We start from the raw sequence: 17,195 nt of genomic DNA, 5'->3' as shown, positions 1-17,195 counted from the left end.
CTCCTGGATTGATTACTCGGTTACGCCGAACTCCGGCCAAACGTGATCCGCGACCGTTGAGTCCAGTTTTTCAAGATCACCGCTCAACAGGACATCCCGGAGATGCAAGTGCTTCGGCACGACTTCATCCAGGTTCGTGGGGACATAAAGTTCGAGCCGGAAAATTATCCGGAGCTGCAGTTCCAACCCCGACCAGATCTTGCGAATGAGGTCGTTCCCCGAAAGATCGATCAGAAATCGATGAAAGGCGATATCTGCCCTCGCGACATCCTCCCGGCTTTCGTGTTCAGCCGCCCATTTCATTTCCTCGATGATCGCGTTCAACGTTATCCTGTGCTCTTGCCTTGACAGATGTACGACGGCGTCCCGCATCGCGATCGGTTCGAGAGCGGCACGTACACGGCAAATTTCGTTGATCTGTTTGGCGGAGAAGGCCTTGACGTTCATTCCGCCGCGTTCCCGGGCCTCGAGCACGCCTTGCGATTCCAATCGTCCCATTGCTTCGCGCAGTGGAATGCGACTGACACCCAGGCGTTCTGAGATCATAACCTCGCGAACGCGCTGTGCGCGGCCAAGCTCACCGCAGGAAATCATATCAACGAGCCGGTCGATCACGCTCTCTTCCGATTTCAAATTAGACTGCATACCGTTTTCCATATTGTATACATTTATAATTTTGTATACAAAGAGCTCGGAAATTGTCAAGTGAGTATCCGTTGATGCAAGACACAGTCGAATTCAGACGCCTTCTTGGACCGGTCGATGAGCTCCCGGAGTCTCCTTGCTGGCAAAGTGCGACAAGCCAGGTGTTTTGGGTCGATCATTGTTCAAAGTCACTGCGATCATTCGGATTGTCCGAATCGAGCTGCAGAGTTTTCGACCTTGAAACGGATGGAAATCTGCGATTTGTAAAATCGCAGTCCGATAGTGCGCTGCTGGTTGGATCGGAGCGGGGCATCTACCAGTTCGATATCGGGACGGCGATTCTCGCCGAGTTCGGAAACCCGCCGCCGCTGTCAGCTGACACCTGCATCAACGACGGAGCGATAGGCCCGGACGGTGAGGTGGTCGTCGCGATCAGCGATCAGAACGAGGAAATGCCCCTAGGCGGCTTCTACAAGCTGAGTGACGGGACCTGGGACTGCATCCATGATCGCGTAATCGTCGCCAATGGCCCGGCATTCAGTCCGTGTGGCCGGATGCTTTATCTCTCCGATACCTTCGGGCGCTGCATTTTTCGGTATGAGTTCGAAACCGGGCTCACAGAGCGATTTTGCGATCTATCGGATCGTGAGGGATACCCGGACGGTCTGTTTGCAACTCCCAACGGTGATCTTCTTGTCAGTTACTGGGGTGGAGGCATGGTCGAGGTGCTGTCGCCAGATGCAGTGCTTTTGCAGCGCTTTGAATTGGCAGCGAAAAACGCAACTTGCTGCTGTGTCTTTCAATACTCAGATGCCCGGTACCTGCTGGTTTCCGCGGCTGGCGACAAGGATGGGTCTGCAGGTGTTTTCCTGCGAACTATCGACAAGGGGGGGAACAATGGCTGAGCCCCTGCTGAGACTTGAAAAACTGGCCAAGGATTTCGGTAGTGTGACGGCTGTAAAGCCGACCACGATCGACATAGACAAAGGCGAGTTCTTTGCCCTGCTCGGACCCTCGGGCTGCGGCAAGACCACGCTATTGAAGATGATTGGAGGGTTCACACAGCCACAATCCGGCCGGATCCTCATCGAAGGAGAGGATGTAACCCGGCTAGGCCCGGAAAAGAGACCGGTGAACACGGTGTTTCAGGGCTATGGATTGTTCCCGCACATGACCGTACCTCAAAATATCGGGTACGGCCTGAAACGCCAGAAAGTTTCAGGCGGCGAATTGACCGACCGGGTTCAGGAAGCGATCGATCTCGTGAGGTTGGGTGATTTCGTCAATCGAGCCATCGACGAGTTGTCCGGTGGCCAACAGCAACGTGTTGCACTTGCCCGCGCCCTGGTAATGCGTCCGAAGATCTTGCTGCTGGATGAGCCGCTTTCCGCATTGGATTTGAAGCTGCGCCAGCAAATGCAACGTGAGCTGAGGCGAATTCACGACGAAATAGGCGGTACTTTCATCGTGGTGACACACGATCAGGGTGAGGCATTGTCGCTTGCCGACAATGTCGCGGTGATGCGGCAAGGCTCAATTGAGCAAATTGGTGACCCTGCAGAAGTATACGACCAGCCCGCAAATCAGTTTGTCTCAACATTTATCGGCGAAGCCAATCTCATTCCGGGGCGTCGCGAGAATGGCTGCGCGACTCTGGAAACCGGATACTCCTGGAATTCAGATGGCGAAGACGAAGATCTGGTCTGCATGATCAGGCCCGAGAGCATTGAGTTCGCCCAGGACAAAAGGAGCGAGATCGTCGTGCCGGCGCGACTGGTTGCGCGCACTTATCAGGGAGCAACGGCACTACTGGATTTTGAAACCGCTGCAGGCACTGATTTGCGCGCGGTCGAAAACCACAGCACCGACAAGACCAGGATAGCGGTAGGTCAGGATATCGAGCTGGCCTGGTCAAAAGCCGACATGCGTATTTTTCCAGCAGAGAAAAACTCATGACGGCCGCACCGAACGATACACGAATAGCCGAAATAGAACTGATCCCGGTCAACATCCACTATGCGCATCGCGAAAAGTCGGCGATCGTGTCGCGATCCGGAATTACCGAGACCCTGGTCAAGGTTACGCTCGAGAACGGACTTGTTGGCTGGGGCGAGGCGACCCGATGCGCCGATGCAGGCACGATAGTCGCCGCGTTGACTGCCATGCGGCCATTCTTCATCGGCCGAGATGTCTTCCAGGACGAAGCAGTGCACCGGGACTTGTGGATCAGGGGTGGCTGGCACCTGCAGCCGATGACTGCAAATCTGGCCTTTGCAGGCATCGACATGGCGCTCTGGGATCTGAAGGGGAAGATTGCCGGACGGCCGATCCATGATCTTATCGGCGGGCAGATGCGCGAGGAAGTGGAGTATTACTACTACCTCCCGCTGACGAATGATGCCGAACTGCGCGCACATTGCCGTGACGGTATCAGTCGGGGGTTCCGTGTTTTCTACATCAAGGTCGGGATCAACGAGGCGGAGGAAGAAGACTATCTGCGATTGATCCGTGAAGAGATCGGTCCCGGTCGGCAGATCAGAATTGATGCCAATCAGGCCTGGTCAGTCCCGGACGCTGTTCGCATTTTGAACCGCTGGCAAGACACGATCGGCATTGATCTGATTGAGGCGCCTGTAAAAATCGATGACCTGAGCCAGATGCACGATGTTCGCATGCGTACCGGCGCATCAATTTCGATCAACGAGGGACTTTGGCACGAACCGGACGTACAACGCATCATCCACGAACGTCCGGGCGACTATCTCTGCTTTTCCACCTACTGGGTCGGCTCCGCCCGCAGACTGATGACGATGGCATGGCTGTCGCATCACCGGGGCTGGAAGATCATAAAACATACTCACGGTGAATTGGGGCTCGCCGCCTTCATGGGGCAGCATCTGATGCTGGCCGCACCAAACGCGGACATCGGGCATCAGCACACGGCGGCCTGGATGAAGAGCGATGTAATTCAAGACGATCTTCCGCCGGCGACGACACCGAAATGGGGACGCATTTCCGCCCCGGGTCTGGGTGTGGAAATTGACGAACGTTCAATCGCAGCGGCCTTTGCGGACTACCAGAAGAACGGGCCGATCCTTTTCAACGAAGATGACTGAACAGGCAATTCCAAGGGAGGATGTAAATGACCAAGAAAAACCAAAGTGAAGTATTCGTTGTACGCTCGTTTGTGTCGAGACGAGACATCATAAAGGGCATGGCTGCGGGTTCAGCAGGACTGGCCCTAATGGGAACACCCACCCACGCGCAGTCCAAGACGAACATCAACATGGTCTGTTGGCAAGGCTATGACGACGCGTTCAAGGCAGGAAGTTTTCTGGAAGACAACAATCTGGAAATCAACCCGACATATATCGGCTCCAACGACGAGATCCTGACCAAGATCACGGCCGGCGGACGCGGTTCGATCGACATCGTGACCCCCTACATGGGCTATGTGCCCTTGATGGTTGCGGCGGACATGCTGGAGCCGATTGACGAGGCAAGCGTGCCTAATCTGGCCAGTGTTCTGCCGGTCTTCCGCAACGATCCGAACATCCTGGTTGACGGGAAATTATACGCTGCTCCCTTCACATGGGGAGCGGCACCAATGCTCTACGACCCTGCCTTCTTCGGTGATGCGGTCCCCAAGTCCTGGCGTGATCTGGAAAAGCCAGAGCTGGAAGGCAAGTTCGGGTTTTCCGATGATCCTATTGGCAACATCACCATCGCCGCGATTGTCGCGACAGACGCCGCTGTGGCCACCGAATTGACAGAGGCGCAACTAAAGCAGGCAATCGACTATCTCATCCTGCTCAAGGGCAAGGCACGCCTCGTGGCCACATCATGGGGCGAACTTGCCGACGCCATGGCAAGGGGCGAGATCGTGGCCACTTTCTCCGGCTGGGAGACCATGAAAAAATTTGCCGGCGACAAAGGCAAAGTAGTCGAGTTCATCTATCCCGAGGAAGGTACGTTCGCTTGGCTCGACAACGTTTGCATCGTCAAGGATGCCCCCAATCTCGACGCTGACCTGAAGATGGCCAACCACGTGTTGTCGACGGAATCGCAGCTGCTTGTCGGCGAAGAAATGCTTCAGGGAATTGTCTCGCAAACCGCGATCGACGCACTGAATCCAGAAGCGGCCGGGCTCTATCCCTATGCGGACATGGATGCCTTTGGAGCCAGCGCAACCTTTTTCCCCTTCCCGCCGCTGGAGGACCGTGACGGTCTGATGAGCATTGCGCGCTGGAACGAGGAATACGAGCGATTCAAGTCTGCATAAAGACTTGCAGTGAGAACAGACGCGATGGAGAAGGTGGCTTGAGAGTCGAGTGGAAATTACGGTTGCTGTTGTTACCGGCATTCGGGGTCTTCACCCTGTTCTTCATCGCGCCATTCATCTATTTTTTCGTTTTGTCGTTCTGGAGCGTGAAGCTTTACAAGCTCAGCCCGGATTTTACCTGGATCAATTATGCCAAGGCTCTGACACGATACATCCCGATTTATCAGCTCACATTCTCGGTCGCGTTTGCCGTCGCGTTGACCTGCGTTTTGTTGGGCATGCTTTATGCGGGATTTGTGCGTTTCAAGGCGGGGCGCTGGGCAACGGTGCTGGTCTTTATCCCGCTTTTGACCCTTTTCGGTGGGTATCTGGTGAAGATATATGCCTGGAAAACCATTCTTGGCATCAATGGAATACTAAACGGTGCACTGACTTCGATCGGATTGATCGATGGACCATTGACCGCGCTCTTCTATTCACCATTGGCAGTGGCCATCACACTGGTCTATTTCCTTTTGCCTTTCGCTATCCTGCCGATTTACGCGAGCATGCGCGGGATCGAGGATATCGAACTGGACGCCGCCCGCGACCTTGGGGCCGGCCCATGGCACCGTTTCAAGGACATCATCGTGCCGCGCTGCCGAGCCGGCATTGTCTCCGCGTTCATTATCTGTTTTTTGCTGACCGTCGGCGACTACGTGACGCCGATTTTGGTGGGGGGGAAAATTTCGATGATCGGCAACATGATCACCCCCCAGTTTGGTCAGAAATTCGACTGGCCTCTGGGCGCTGCGATGAGTTTCGTGACGCTTGCCGTCTCCGTCGGGTTCGTCGCAGCCTTTTCGGTGTTGATCAGTCTCTGGAGACCAAGGTGACACGCGGGTTTGAAAAAATATTGCCCTTTCTGGTTGGATGTCTCGTTCTGTTCCTGATCGGCCCATTCTTTCTGGTCGCGTTGTTTTCGTTCTCCGACAACCCGCTTTCGACCATACCCCTGGGAAACCTCTCGCTGGTTTGGTGGCGGGAAATGATCGACCATCCAGGTTTCGCAAGCGCCCTGATCAACAGTCTGGTCATTGCGATCAGCGTTGGCATTGCTTCGGCAATCATTGGCACAATGGCGGCCTTGGCCCTTGCACAAATGAAACCACGCGCAGCCACCGCCATCTTGGCCGTCTTGAGTTTGCCAATGATGATGCCACCGCTGGTTCTGGCTGTGGCGCTGCTGTCATATTATCATGCCATCAACCTTCCATTGAACCTGGTTTCGGTAATCATCAGCCATCTGCTCTTCACCCTGCCATTTGTGGTTTTGGTGACCTATGCGCGGCTTGCCTCCTTTGATTTCACCGCTGTTGAAAGTGCGCGAGACCTGGGCGCGACACCCCTGGTCGCCTTTTTCACAGTAACGTTGCCGATGATCCGACCAACGGTCATCGGTGCATCACTGATTGCGGTGGCCCTGTCGATTGACGACTTTATCATTACGTTCTTCACCATCGGTCAGGGCAACACCCTACCGACGATGGTCTGGGGCATGATCCGCACGCAGTTGACCCCGAGCGTGAATGCCATCGGAACAGTGCTGATCGTGTTTTCACTTTGCAGTTCGGTCATCGCGCTGAAGCTCACCAGGTATCGCGGGTGAGGCGTACCGTCCAAAAGGAACTGAAATGACGTCGCTCAAAGATAAGGTCATACTCGTTACCGGCGCTGCGCAGGGCATTGGCGAGGCCGGGGGACGGGTGTTTTGCCAGCAAGGGGCAAAAGTCGTCGTTACCGATATCAACGATGATCGTGTTGCGGAAAATGCCAGAGAGCTCTCCGCATCCGGGTACGATGTGCTCGCCATGAAACTTGATGTCACGGACCCGGAATCGGTTGCCCGGGCTGTTGAGGGAACAGTGTCGCACCATGGGCGCCTGGACGGCTTGTTTCACAATGCGATGTCGGCAAAATACGTAAACAACAACGACACAGATGTGACCAATCTGTCGGATGAGGTCTGGCACCACATCGTTGGTCTCACCCTGACCGGCACTTTCAACGTCATGCGGGCTGTAGGACGCCAGATGCTGGAGCAGAAATCCGGATCGATGGTGATGACGGCCACTGTCGATGCTCTGATTGCTCAGGCGGGTGTGGATGCCTATTCAGCGGCCAAGGGCGGGGTCGTGTCGCTGGTCAGATCTGCAGCCGCAAGCCTGTCGCCCCAGGGCGTGCGTCTCAACTCGATTTGCCCGGGCTTTGTGACGACGCCGGATCAGGCAAGTTTTCTTGAAGATCCACAGCGTCGCAAGCCGATTGAGAACATGCATCTGATGGATATTGCAACACCGGAAGACGTGGCTGAATACGCTGCCTTTCTTCTGTCAGACGCTGCACGCTGCGTAACCGGAGCGACGCATCTGGTGGATTCAGGATACAGCACATTCAAGGGCAAACTGGATGTACGGGATCAGATCAGCACGGACAAATGAGGAGCAGACAATGGACGCGGCACAGAGCCTGATCGACTGTAACTGCACCCTGGGTGAGGGGATATTATGGGACGCAAGGGATGGATATCTTTGGTGGGTTGATGTTCCGATGCCATCGAAACTCTACCGCTATGCCCCGAGCACCGGCATGGTCGACACCTGGGAGATGGACGAGATGATAGCCTCATTGGCCGTACGGGAAAACGGCGAAGGCCTCCTCATCGCGTCCCATGGCGGGCTCAATCACTTCGACCCCGATACATCTGAATGCAAACGGCTTTTCGACCCTGAGCCATTGAAACCATTCAATCGCAGCAACGACGGTGCAGTGGATCCGTCAGGACGCTTCTGGCTTGGCACCATGCAAAACAACATTGCCCCGGACGGGAGCGAGATAAACATCGTTTCGGCGTCAGGAGCTCTGCTCCGCATCGATCCTGATCTCACCTGCCACTCCATGGCGGAGAACATCACCATTTCAAACACGGTCTGCTGGTCGCCGGATGGCACAGTCATGTATTTCGCCGATACCGTCACCGGCGTCATATTTGCCCATGACTTCGACCAGTCATCCGGCGCAATCTCCAACAGACGCGACTTTGCCAGGTTTGACCGTGGTCATCCCGATGGCTCCACGGTGGATGCTGATGGCTATCTCTGGAATGCGCGCTGGGATGGATCCTGTGTTGTGCGCTTCGCACCGGACGGCACGGTTGATCGAGTGGTCGAGATACCTGCGGCGCAAGTCACCAACTGCACCTTTGGCGGAGATGACCTTTCCACAATCTATGTGACGACCGCCCGATACGGGCTCAACGCAAGTGATCTTGAGGGCACACCTGAGGCTGGGAACATTTTCAGTTTTGAACCGGGTGTCCACGGGCGTCCCGACAACCGATTTGCAGGCTAATAAAATGCGGATTTCCGTTCACGAAACACCCGAGGAAATCGGTCACGTCCTGGCTGGCAGGATCGCGACTGAAATTCAGAAGTCGAGTGCAAAAGGGCGCCCGTATTTGCTGGGTTGCCCGGGAGGGCGCAGCCCAAAACCGGTCTACACCGCGCTGGCGAAGTTGACGAACGAACTCGGTCTTGACCTGTCAGACCTGATCATTGTGATGATGGATGACTATGTCGATGGTGCTGCGCCGCCGTTTGACTACGTGGATCGAAATTGTCACTTCAGCTGCCGTCGGTTTGCCTTTCAGGAGATCGCTGCGGTCCTGAACAATGCAAAACCGAAAGAACAACAAGTTCAGTCCCACAATATCTGGTTTCCCGATCCCGGAAACGCTGCGGCATATGACGACAGGATTGCAGCTGCCGGCGGTATCGACATGTTTCTGTTGGCGTCCGGAGCAAGCGATGGTCATGTCGCTTTCAACCCACCGGGGACATCTCGTGATACCGGATCGCGGGTCGTTCGTCTGGCAGAACTCACCCGGCAAGATAACTTGAAGACATTCCCTGATTTCAACTCTCTTGGCGAAGTGCCCGGTTTCGGGGTCACGATAGGAGTGGGGACCATCGCGCGACATTCCAGGTCCGCAGCCATGATACTGTTCGGTGAAGACAAGAAGCTGGCTTATCAAAGAATAAGCCAAACAGTCGGTTATGATCCACAGTGGCCTTCGACCATCGTCCGGGAATGCAACAATCCCGTTCTTTATGCTGATCAGGCTGCTGCCGGGTGTTCAACGTAATGAGTCGGCGTATCGCAATGGGTGCCGATGTCGGCGGAACAAAGATCGCGATTGTCGCCGTTGACCTGCAGGACGGCCGGGTCCTGTTTCGGGAAGAAATTCCGACGCTTCGGGAACGGGGAGGGCGTGACACGCTGGATCGGCTGCTTGCACTGGTCTCAAGAACCACCGAACGCCTGATTGCACAAGGCACTCGTCCGGTCGGACTGGGCGTCGGGGTTCCTGAACTTGTCAACAATTCCGGCATTATCAAAAGCAACTGGAACTTCGACTGGGATCAGCGGGACATCGCCGCCGAGTTGTCCGAGATCTGCCCGGCGCGGTTGGAGAGCGATGCGCGTACGGTTGCACTTGCGGAAGCAGAGATCGGCCACGGCAAAAAGTATCCAAGCTTCGTGTTTGTAACCGTCGGTTCCGGTTTGTCTTGCTCATTCTGTCAGGATGGAAAAATTCATCGCGGGGCGAATGGCTATGCAATTCATTTTGCCTCAAGTGATATCCTGGCGGTCTGCAGTTCCTGTGGCGCTCAAGAAGGGTTCAATCTTGAGGCATTGGCCAGCGGTCGCGGGCTCACCGAAACCTGTCTTGCGCGGACCGGGAGCGAGATCACACCGCCCGGTCTGATGTTGAAAGAGGCGACCCAGGAACAAAAAGAACTGCTTGACCAGGCAACCAGTGCATTGGGCAGTTACCTGGCGCAACTTATCAACATTTTCGATCCTCATGCGCTGATCGTTGGCGGAGGGCTGGGAACCAATCCACGGTTTTTCAAAATGTTGTGCGAGAGAACCCGCCCGCATATCTGGGCGCAGGATTGTCAGCACATGCCAATTCTCACAAGCGCGATACCTAAAGACAGCGCGGCGATCGGGGCTGCACTTCTACTTCGATAACCCCCGTGCACCGGTAGAGAGGAAAGTCATCGAGCCTGCCACAATGTGCTGCCTCCCATTCATTAGGCTGGGTCTGATGCTGGCTATGAAGGACCGAAGGAATGGATTGTTGGCAGCAGAATAACAGGCTCTGGACAAGAAATTGGCAGAACGGCCTTTGCACCATTCGAGACAACGTCTTGAGGCATTATGCCAAATGAAGTTTTTCGAATTCCTTGATGGGTGGTGTGAGCCAAGTTGCGACGGGAAGATCAGAGAATCCCCTGTTGCTGTGCCGTCAATCGATTGAATACCACCTGATGCTGCCTGTTTTTAGATCCCAGATAGCTTGGCCGCTTTTGCGAACAGACAGTAGATATGTCGGTGTTCGCGGGAAACTCCCATTGCCCTCCCAATTCAGGTGCATATGAGCAACGGCCAACGCGAGGTTCAGCGAAAGCTAAACATTCTGGGGCATGCCGAAGGTTCCGGCCGCGTTGCCGTCAGGGTGCTGGTGGCAATTCCAGGTCGAGTTTCCTTTCACGGAAAACGCTCACCCAGGTCCCAGAACAGTCCTGTCATCATCTCCAGTCCTTCCTTCATCAAGTGGGGCAGGACGTGTTCGTTCGGCGCGTGCTGGGAACAGCCGGTGTAGCTATGCGGCACCCATATGGTCGGCATGCCGATGATGTTGAGAAAGATATCATTCGGCAACGAACCGCCGGCGTTGGGTATGACGGTGACCGGTTTACCCGTTGTCTGTTCGATTGATGCTGCCGCCCAGGCGACTGCCGGATGTTCCGGATCAAGACGAGAGGCTCTCAGCATCGACATGCGCGCCGGCTCGACGGAAATGCCCTCGAAACCTTCGTCTTCAAGATGTTTGCGGATCAGGGGCAGGAAAGTGTCAGGATCGGTGTCGACAACGAAGCGGATCTGGCAAACGGCCTCGGCAAAGGCCGGAACGGCATTTTGCGGCTTTTCCGGGTCGCCGGTGATGAAGGACAGCACCTCGAACGTGTTCCAGCCGAAAACCTTCTCCGCACCGCTCAGCCCGGGCTCGCCCCACCAGGGATTTATTTCAGGATCGTCCTGGCCGGACACGACCGTGACGCTGGCCAGCGCATCGCGCACGGAATTCTTGATGTTGTCCGGCTTCAGCCCAGGATGGAGGATTTCACCATTTCGGCTCACAAGCGTTGTGAGCGCATGCATCAGCACGATTGCGGGATTTGCCAGCAGCCCGCCCCAATTACCCGAATGGTGCGCGCCTTCGCGGTACTCCAGCCTGAAGCGGAGGTTCAATCCGCCGCGAGTGCCCAGCTTGATGTCGGGTCCATCGGTTGAAAACCGGGGCCCATCCGACGCAATCAACAGGTCGGCCGCCAGCATGTCCCTGTTCTCACGGCAGAATTCGGCGAGCCCCGGCGAGCCCATTTCCTCCGCCATCTCGATCAGGAAGGTGACGTTGTAGCCAAGTTTGCCGCGTGTTTCGATGACGTGGCGCAGGGCCTCCATGTTGATCGCATGCTGGGCCTTGTTGTCCGCCGTCCCGCGGCCATACCAGCGCTCACCGGACGATGTCCGGGCAACAGCCAGGGTCCAGGGATCTCGTTCTTCGTTCCATTGCCCCTCTTCGCCCGGCACCGTGTCGCCGTGGCCGTAACAGAACAGGGTTGGCAGGACCGGATTCTCAATCCGCCTGGCGATCAGGAAGGGTGCGCGCTCAAGCAGTCCGTTGGGATGGATCTCGACGACAAATCCCATCGCTTCGAAGCGTGTGCGATTGAGGACGTCAAGGTACCGCAGCAGCTCACCCTGGTGTTGTTCTTCCCTGCTGGATGTCCGGACGGCGACCCGTTTGGCCAGATCATCCCGGAACCCGCCATCGTCGAAATATCTGGACGCTGCCGCGATGGCAGCCTCTCTCGTTGTCATCTCTGATCTTCCTTCAGATTGTTTGTAACTGAGTTCAGGTATCCCGGCGTGCCAGCCTGACAGCCGTTTGGCCACGCCAGAGGCGTTTTGAAGGCATGACAAGCATCAGATCATCTTCGGGAGTTACGATCGGCTCATCTCCATCGTATCCGAGCAACGTTCCCTTTTTTGCAATGATCTCGCCTCCCGAAAAGGCTTCGGCAAAGACAAATTCCTCGGCCTCGATCGTGATCGCCTCGATGACGGTAAAACTGGATTGTGGCGGGGGTGTTTCGGAGAACTCTTCCAGGATTTCCTCGGAAAGGGCGCCGGTCGTGACCAGAAACCGGGCAGCGGATTCCCTGGCAAGTTCACCGGCAGCGGCCTGCCAGTGCTGACCGCATTCGATCAGCAACGCTGTTGCCTTGGCGCCCGGGTCATCGAAAGCTCCGTAATCCCGCATACGCCGTCCTGCCGCATGACCGGCATCTCCGACCACCCGTTCTGGAACGCCGATCCTGGCGGCAAGATCCTTGGCTCTGATGTGCCGGCCCGACATCATCAGCGGCGGCGCCAGATGCTGCATGCTATGGATGTCCAGCAGGTAGTCAATGTCAGCCAGGGCCGGGCGAACCTCGCGCGCGCGGCGAAGTTCCACGCTGTCACGATCTCCTTCAAGCACTTCCCCATCCCATACCCTGTTGAAATCGTCGTCGATCCACCGGGTCGCGTTCGCATCTGCCGGATCGAACGCCTCATAAGCAGCAACATTCATGAATGCCAATGTCATCGAGCCGGCAACCGGCCTCTTGTCTCGTCGGAGCAATTCATCAAGAGCGATCGCCCCGCAGGGTTCATTCCCGTGAACAATCGCGCTGATCATGACATTCGGTCCCGGCTTGCCGCTGTCGAACCGCCAAACGTAGGGGATGCCGGTGTTGCCGTTCTTGTAGGCCGACAGGTCGGGCGGCGTAAGTTCAACCGGGTATTCGTTTGGAATATTGATCTCGGCCATGAGATCGTGCTCCTTTTTCAGTACATATTCGGACGTTGGAGGAAATCAGGTGAGAGCACCCAAGGTTGCATTGCTGGGCATGATACTGGAATCGAACCGTTTCGCACGCCCGGCTGGCGAAGACGATTTTCGATCGCTGACATGGCTGGAGGGCGAAGACCTGCTTGAAGAGGCACGCTCACCTGCTCCTTCGCTTGCCACTGAATTCGCAGCTTTTGTGCGTGCAATGGATGCCACCGGTCCCTGGCAACCCGTTCCATGCACCCTGGCGGCAAGCCATCCGGCTGGACCGGTCAAGCAGGACATCTTCGAGAAAATTGCAGGCGACATCATTCGCCAACTCGAAAGAAGCGGCCCGCTTGATGCGATCTACATCTGCAACCATGGTGCAATGGTCGCCGAACATTGCCACGATCCGGACGGCATCCTGATGGAGCGCGTGCGCGAGGCGGCTGGTGCAGACCCGATTATTGTCAGCACACTCGATCTTCACGGAAACATTTCGCCAAGGATGACTGAGGCCTGTGACCTGTTCGTCGGGTACCGGACCAATCCGCATGTCGACATGATCGAGCGCGGAGAAGAAGCTGCTTTTTCCCTGAGGCGTTGTCTTGCCGACGGCAAACGACCAAAAATCGCGCTGAAAAAGCCACCGATCGTTCCGGCCTCCGTCACCCTCCTGACCGCCGAAGCGCCTTACGGCGAGTTGATCGACCTCGGGCAACGCAGACAGGCCGAATTGAGCGGATCGATCCTGAATGTTTCGGTTTTCGGAAACTTCGTATTCTCCGATACGCCGGACAATGGATTGAGCGTGGTCGTGACTGCGCGCGACGATCAGACTGCCGCCGACAAGCTGGCCTCGGAAATCGCGGACCGGGCCTGGGCGATACGCGAGAAGTTCATACGGAACCTGACGCCTGTTGACGAGGCGGTTGCGCTTGCTTGTGAATCCGGAGGGCCATCCGTGATCTTCTCCGACGCGGGCGACAATCCAGGCGGTGGCGGCTCGGGAAAAACAACGGAACTGCTCACTGCCTTGCACGCTGGTGGTGCAGTCAATGTTCTCTACGGGTCGTTTTTCGACCCGGACCTTGCGGCAGAAGCGCATGCGATGGGTGTCGGCGCCGAGTTTACGGCAAGATTCAATCGGGATGGAGGCAGCAGCACGTGGGAGAAGTGGGACCGGGCATTCGAGACCAAGGTGAAGGTGCTTGCCCTTCATGATGGGAGCGTCGTTGGCGAGCGCGGAATGACCAGGGGACGTCAACTTCACCTGGGACCGTGCGCGGCACTGGACCTTGGCGGCATCCAAGTTGTTGTTATTTCGGACAGGACACAGACGGCCGATCCGATCTTCTTTCACATGCTCGGGCTGGACATCGGCAGAGCACAGTGTGTTGTCGTCAAGTCCCGGGGCCACTTCCGCGCCGGATTCGATGCCTGGTTTTCGCCGGAACAGGTCTACGAGATCGACACTGCCGGACTGACAAGCCCTGTGCTCGAACGCTGGCCTCTTGAATTCATTCCACGCCCCAGCTTTCCCCTGGATCCGCACACCACATGGAGCGAAATCGAACAAGGTTAAACGAACTCCGAATAGTCATCGGGCGGTGTGGAAACCTTGACATAATCCATGAACTGTCGCGCAAGCTCGGAAGGCTGACGTCCGGAGGGCAGGACAAAGCTGGTGTTGTAGGTAATTGGGGCGTCGAACGGCCTGACCGAGATACCGGGCATGCCTCCGGTCAAAACCGGGAAGGGGTTGAGCAGGGTCACTCCCAGACCCTCGCGTACCAGTTCCAGCGCCGCCATGTTGGTCGCGGTCTCGGCCACGGTGCGCGGTCGAACCCCTGCACGGGCAAAAATCTGTTCCGTAATTGCCCGTGTGCCAAGCCTCCGCAAGAATTCAATGAGCTCCACCCCTTCCAGATCCGCAGGCGTTATGGTGTCTTTTTCCTCAAATGGATGTCCAGTCGGCATGGCGCAAACGACGGGAGACCGGAGCCAGGGAACAAGGGTCACCCCCGATCGCTGGATCATGGCACTCGTCAGACCGAGATCGTAGTGAAGGTCAAGAATACCGGAAACAAGCACATCGGTTGCCTGGATGTCGAGTTGCAGGTTTTTTCCCGGGTTCTGCTTCAGAAAAGCAGCGACCCTTGAAATGACGAAGTTATGAGCGAGTGTCGGGGGGACAATCAATCGCAGCGGTTCCTCGTCCGCGGAAGCCCATTCGGCGCCTTCTATCAATGCCAGCGTTTCGAACAGGGGATCCAGCTGGGCGTTGAGCCTGAGTGCGGCTGCGCTTGGCTCGATCCGGCCGGAACTGCGCAGGAAAAGGGCACGCCCGACCCGTTGCTCCAGCTGTCCAAGAGCTCGGCTGATGGAGGATTGTGACACCCCGAGTCTGCGTGCTGCCCCGATCGTGGTTCCTGTTGTCACCAGGGCCCGAAGCGCTTCCATTTCTCGTAATCTGTGACGGTGCTGTGCCATTTGTCGAGGTTTTCCAGGGGGAATGAGTCAGTCGTGCAAGTTGGATTGACCTATGCAAAATTGCATTAACTTTGCTGTTGGCAATGAATTTTTTGCAAGCTAACATCGTTTCCATCGTGCGGCAAAAAAGCTCGAAAAGAGCACCGCGCCTTCCGAGGGAGTTACATAGACATGAGAAAACTGACAGCCGCTGCTGCGGTTACGGTAAGCGCATTGGCGTTGTTCACCGGAGCGGCATATGCTGAAAAGCTGACCATAGGTCTGGCATCCGAGCCGACTTCAATGGATCCTCATTTCCACAATCTTGGCCCGAACAATGCGATGTCGGTCCACATGTTCGACAGGCTGATTGCCCAGGACGAAAAGCAGCGGCTGTCGCCCGGTCTTGCCGTCTCCTGGAAGCCGATCGACGATCTGACCTGGGAATTCAAGCTGCGTGAAGGCGTGAAGTTCCATGATGGCAGCGATTTCAATGCAGACGACGTCATCTGCACGATGGAACGTGCGCCGGACGTTCCGAATTCTCCGTCCGGATACGGAACCTATCTGAAGGGCAAGACCTTCAAGAAAATCGACGACTATACGGTTCATGCCATCACGGAAGCGCCTTACCCGCTGATGGCGAATGACATTTCGACGATACCGGTGATCTCCGACAGCGCCGGCTGCGGTGCGGCAACGGAAGACTTCAATGCCGGAACCGCAGCTGTCGGCACCGGCCCGTTCAAATTTTCCAACTACAAGCCCGGCGAGAGCATCACGTTCGTTCGCAATGACGACTATTGGGGGGACAAGCCCGCCTGGAGCGAAGTGGAATTCCGACCGATCAAATCCGGCCCGAGCCGGGTCGCCGCCTTGTTGGCCGGTGACGTTGACATGATCGCAGGTGTGCCGACGACTGACATCCAGACGCTGGACTCCAAGGACGACATACAGCTCAGCCAGGGGGTTTCCAATCGCGTCATCTACCTGCATATGGACCAGTTCCGCGAGAACTCGCCCTATGTCAAAGGCAATGACGGCAGCGATATCAAGAACCCGCTGATGGACCAGCGCGTCCGCCAGGCGATTTCGAAAGCGATCAACCGCGACGCGATTGTAGACCGTGTTATGGAAGGGGTTGCCATACCGGCCGGACAATTGTTGCCGGAAGGTTTCTTCGGCGTGTCTGACATTCTGCAGCCCGTCGACTATGACCCGGAAGGTGCCAAGGCTCTGCTGGCCGAAGCAGGCTATGGCGACGGCTTCCAACTGACCATTCACGGTCCGAACGACCGTTATATCAACGATTCGAAGATCGCCGAGGCGATCGGGCAGATGTTGACCAGGGTCGGTATCAAGACAGCGGTCGAAACGATGCCCAGATCCGTGTATTTCGGGCGCGCATCGCGCGGCAGCCCGGACGGTCTGCCGGAGTTCAGCTTCATTCTGGTCGGATGGGGTGCAGGTTCCGGTGAAGCGTCTTCGCCTCTGAAATCCCTTATCCATACCTTCGACAAGGACAAGGGTTTCGGCTCCTCGAACCGTGGCCGCCACTCCAATGCCGAGATCGACGCCCTGATCGAGGAAGCGCTGAGGACTGTCGATGATGAGAAGCGTCAGGACCTGTTGGCGAAATCGACGGAAATGGCCATTGAAAACGTTGCGATCATCCCGACCCACTTTCAGGTCAACACATGGGCGGCGAAAAAGGGTCTGAAGTACATTCCACGGACCGACGAATACACCCTCGCCATGGGTGTGGTGAAGGAATAGCAACCCTCTCCCGGGCCGCTGCTTGCTGCG

The 17,195-nt window shown here is 56.4% G+C and carries 16 protein-coding genes; 12 read left to right on the top strand and 4 right to left on the bottom strand.

Translation table 11 applies throughout. From position 1 onward, the window contains the following. Positions 1–12: 12 nt before the first annotated feature. The gene (locus ACO6TI_RS29130) at positions 13–645 is read right to left on the bottom strand and encodes a GntR family transcriptional regulator (RefSeq protein ID WP_158510316.1); all 633 of its coding nucleotides are present in this window, start codon (positions 643–645) and stop codon (positions 13–15) included. 74 nt (positions 646–719) lie between these two features. On the opposite strand from ACO6TI_RS29130, the gene ACO6TI_RS29125 reads away from it, so the two are divergent. The 10 genes from ACO6TI_RS29125 (at position 720) to ACO6TI_RS29080 (ending at position 10,003) form a co-directional block, all read left to right on the top strand. After that, positions 720–1,550, top strand: coding sequence for an SMP-30/gluconolactonase/LRE family protein (locus tag ACO6TI_RS29125; RefSeq protein WP_422383884.1), 831 nt, complete (start codon positions 720–722; stop codon positions 1,548–1,550). Continuing rightward, the gene (locus ACO6TI_RS29120; RefSeq protein ID WP_029062923.1) at positions 1,543–2,601 is read left to right on the top strand and encodes an ABC transporter ATP-binding protein; all 1,059 of its coding nucleotides are present in this window, start codon (positions 1,543–1,545) and stop codon (positions 2,599–2,601) included. The genes ACO6TI_RS29125 and ACO6TI_RS29120 overlap by 8 nt, the downstream gene beginning before the upstream one ends. Further along, positions 2,598–3,761, top strand: a complete 1,164-nt coding sequence (locus ACO6TI_RS29115; protein ID WP_196894130.1) for a mandelate racemase/muconate lactonizing enzyme family protein — start codon at positions 2,598–2,600, stop codon at positions 3,759–3,761. The genes ACO6TI_RS29120 and ACO6TI_RS29115 overlap by 4 nt, the downstream gene beginning before the upstream one ends. Positions 3,762–3,787: 26 nt before the next feature. Then, positions 3,788–4,927 carry an ABC transporter substrate-binding protein gene (locus ACO6TI_RS29110; protein WP_196878887.1) on the top strand — a complete coding sequence of 380 codons (1,140 nt, stop codon included), beginning with the start codon at positions 3,788–3,790 and terminating at the stop codon, positions 4,925–4,927. A gap of 62 nt (positions 4,928–4,989) precedes the next feature. After that, the gene (locus tag ACO6TI_RS29105) at positions 4,990–5,802 is read left to right on the top strand and encodes an ABC transporter permease (protein ID WP_422383883.1); all 813 of its coding nucleotides are present in this window, start codon (positions 4,990–4,992) and stop codon (positions 5,800–5,802) included. Next, positions 5,799–6,575, top strand: a complete 777-nt coding sequence (locus ACO6TI_RS29100) for an ABC transporter permease (RefSeq protein ID WP_035898873.1) — start codon at positions 5,799–5,801, stop codon at positions 6,573–6,575. Before ACO6TI_RS29105 ends, ACO6TI_RS29100 begins: the two co-directional genes overlap by 4 nt. Before the next feature lie 25 nt (positions 6,576–6,600). Further along, positions 6,601–7,407 (top strand): SDR family oxidoreductase, encoded by an 807-nt coding sequence (locus ACO6TI_RS29095; protein WP_108874146.1) that lies wholly within the window; start codon positions 6,601–6,603, stop codon positions 7,405–7,407. A gap of 10 nt (positions 7,408–7,417) precedes the next feature. Further along, complete coding sequence (locus ACO6TI_RS29090) at positions 7,418–8,317, top strand: SMP-30/gluconolactonase/LRE family protein (RefSeq protein WP_422383882.1); 900 nt, start codon at positions 7,418–7,420, stop codon at positions 8,315–8,317. 4 nt (positions 8,318–8,321) lie between these two features. Next, the gene (locus ACO6TI_RS29085; protein WP_282047396.1) at positions 8,322–9,110 is read left to right on the top strand and encodes a 6-phosphogluconolactonase; all 789 of its coding nucleotides are present in this window, start codon (positions 8,322–8,324) and stop codon (positions 9,108–9,110) included. Continuing rightward, positions 9,110–10,003 carry an ROK family protein gene (locus ACO6TI_RS29080; RefSeq protein WP_422383881.1) on the top strand — a complete coding sequence of 298 codons (894 nt, stop codon included), beginning with the start codon at positions 9,110–9,112 and terminating at the stop codon, positions 10,001–10,003. Before ACO6TI_RS29085 ends, ACO6TI_RS29080 begins: the two co-directional genes overlap by 1 nt. 519 nt (positions 10,004–10,522) lie before the next feature. On the opposite strand, the gene ACO6TI_RS29075 is transcribed toward ACO6TI_RS29080, so the two are convergent. Both ACO6TI_RS29075 and ACO6TI_RS29070 read right to left on the bottom strand, forming a co-directional pair. Continuing rightward, the gene (locus tag ACO6TI_RS29075; protein ID WP_422383880.1) at positions 10,523–11,920 is read right to left on the bottom strand and encodes a M20 family metallopeptidase; all 1,398 of its coding nucleotides are present in this window, start codon (positions 11,918–11,920) and stop codon (positions 10,523–10,525) included. 34 nt (positions 11,921–11,954) lie between these two features. After that, on the bottom strand, positions 11,955–12,914 hold the full coding sequence (locus ACO6TI_RS29070; protein WP_422383879.1) for a succinylglutamate desuccinylase: 960 nt from the start codon (positions 12,912–12,914) through the stop codon (positions 11,955–11,957). Between the two features lie 49 nt (positions 12,915–12,963). Between ACO6TI_RS29070 and ACO6TI_RS29065 the strand changes: the two genes are divergently transcribed. Then, entirely contained in the window at positions 12,964–14,502 is a 1,539-nt protein-coding gene (locus ACO6TI_RS29065) for a M81 family metallopeptidase (protein ID WP_422383878.1), read from the top strand. Here ACO6TI_RS29065 and ACO6TI_RS29060 read toward each other — a convergent pair. After that, positions 14,499–15,410 carry a LysR family transcriptional regulator gene (locus ACO6TI_RS29060; RefSeq protein WP_209003437.1) on the bottom strand — a complete coding sequence of 304 codons (912 nt, stop codon included), beginning with the start codon at positions 15,408–15,410 and terminating at the stop codon, positions 14,499–14,501. The two genes, ACO6TI_RS29065 and ACO6TI_RS29060, sit on opposite strands and share 4 nt — an antisense overlap. Before the next feature lie 171 nt (positions 15,411–15,581). On the opposite strand from ACO6TI_RS29060, the gene ACO6TI_RS29055 reads away from it, so the two are divergent. Continuing rightward, positions 15,582–17,165 (top strand): ABC transporter substrate-binding protein, encoded by a 1,584-nt coding sequence (locus tag ACO6TI_RS29055; RefSeq protein WP_196878880.1) that lies wholly within the window; start codon positions 15,582–15,584, stop codon positions 17,163–17,165. The last annotated feature ends 30 nt before the right edge of the window (positions 17,166–17,195 follow it).

The sequence above is a fragment of the Roseibium album genome (genome assembly GCF_965233825.1).
GTDB lineage: Bacteria > Pseudomonadota > Alphaproteobacteria > Rhizobiales > Stappiaceae > Roseibium > Roseibium album.
This window is presented reverse-complemented; position numbering and strand designations above follow the sequence as displayed.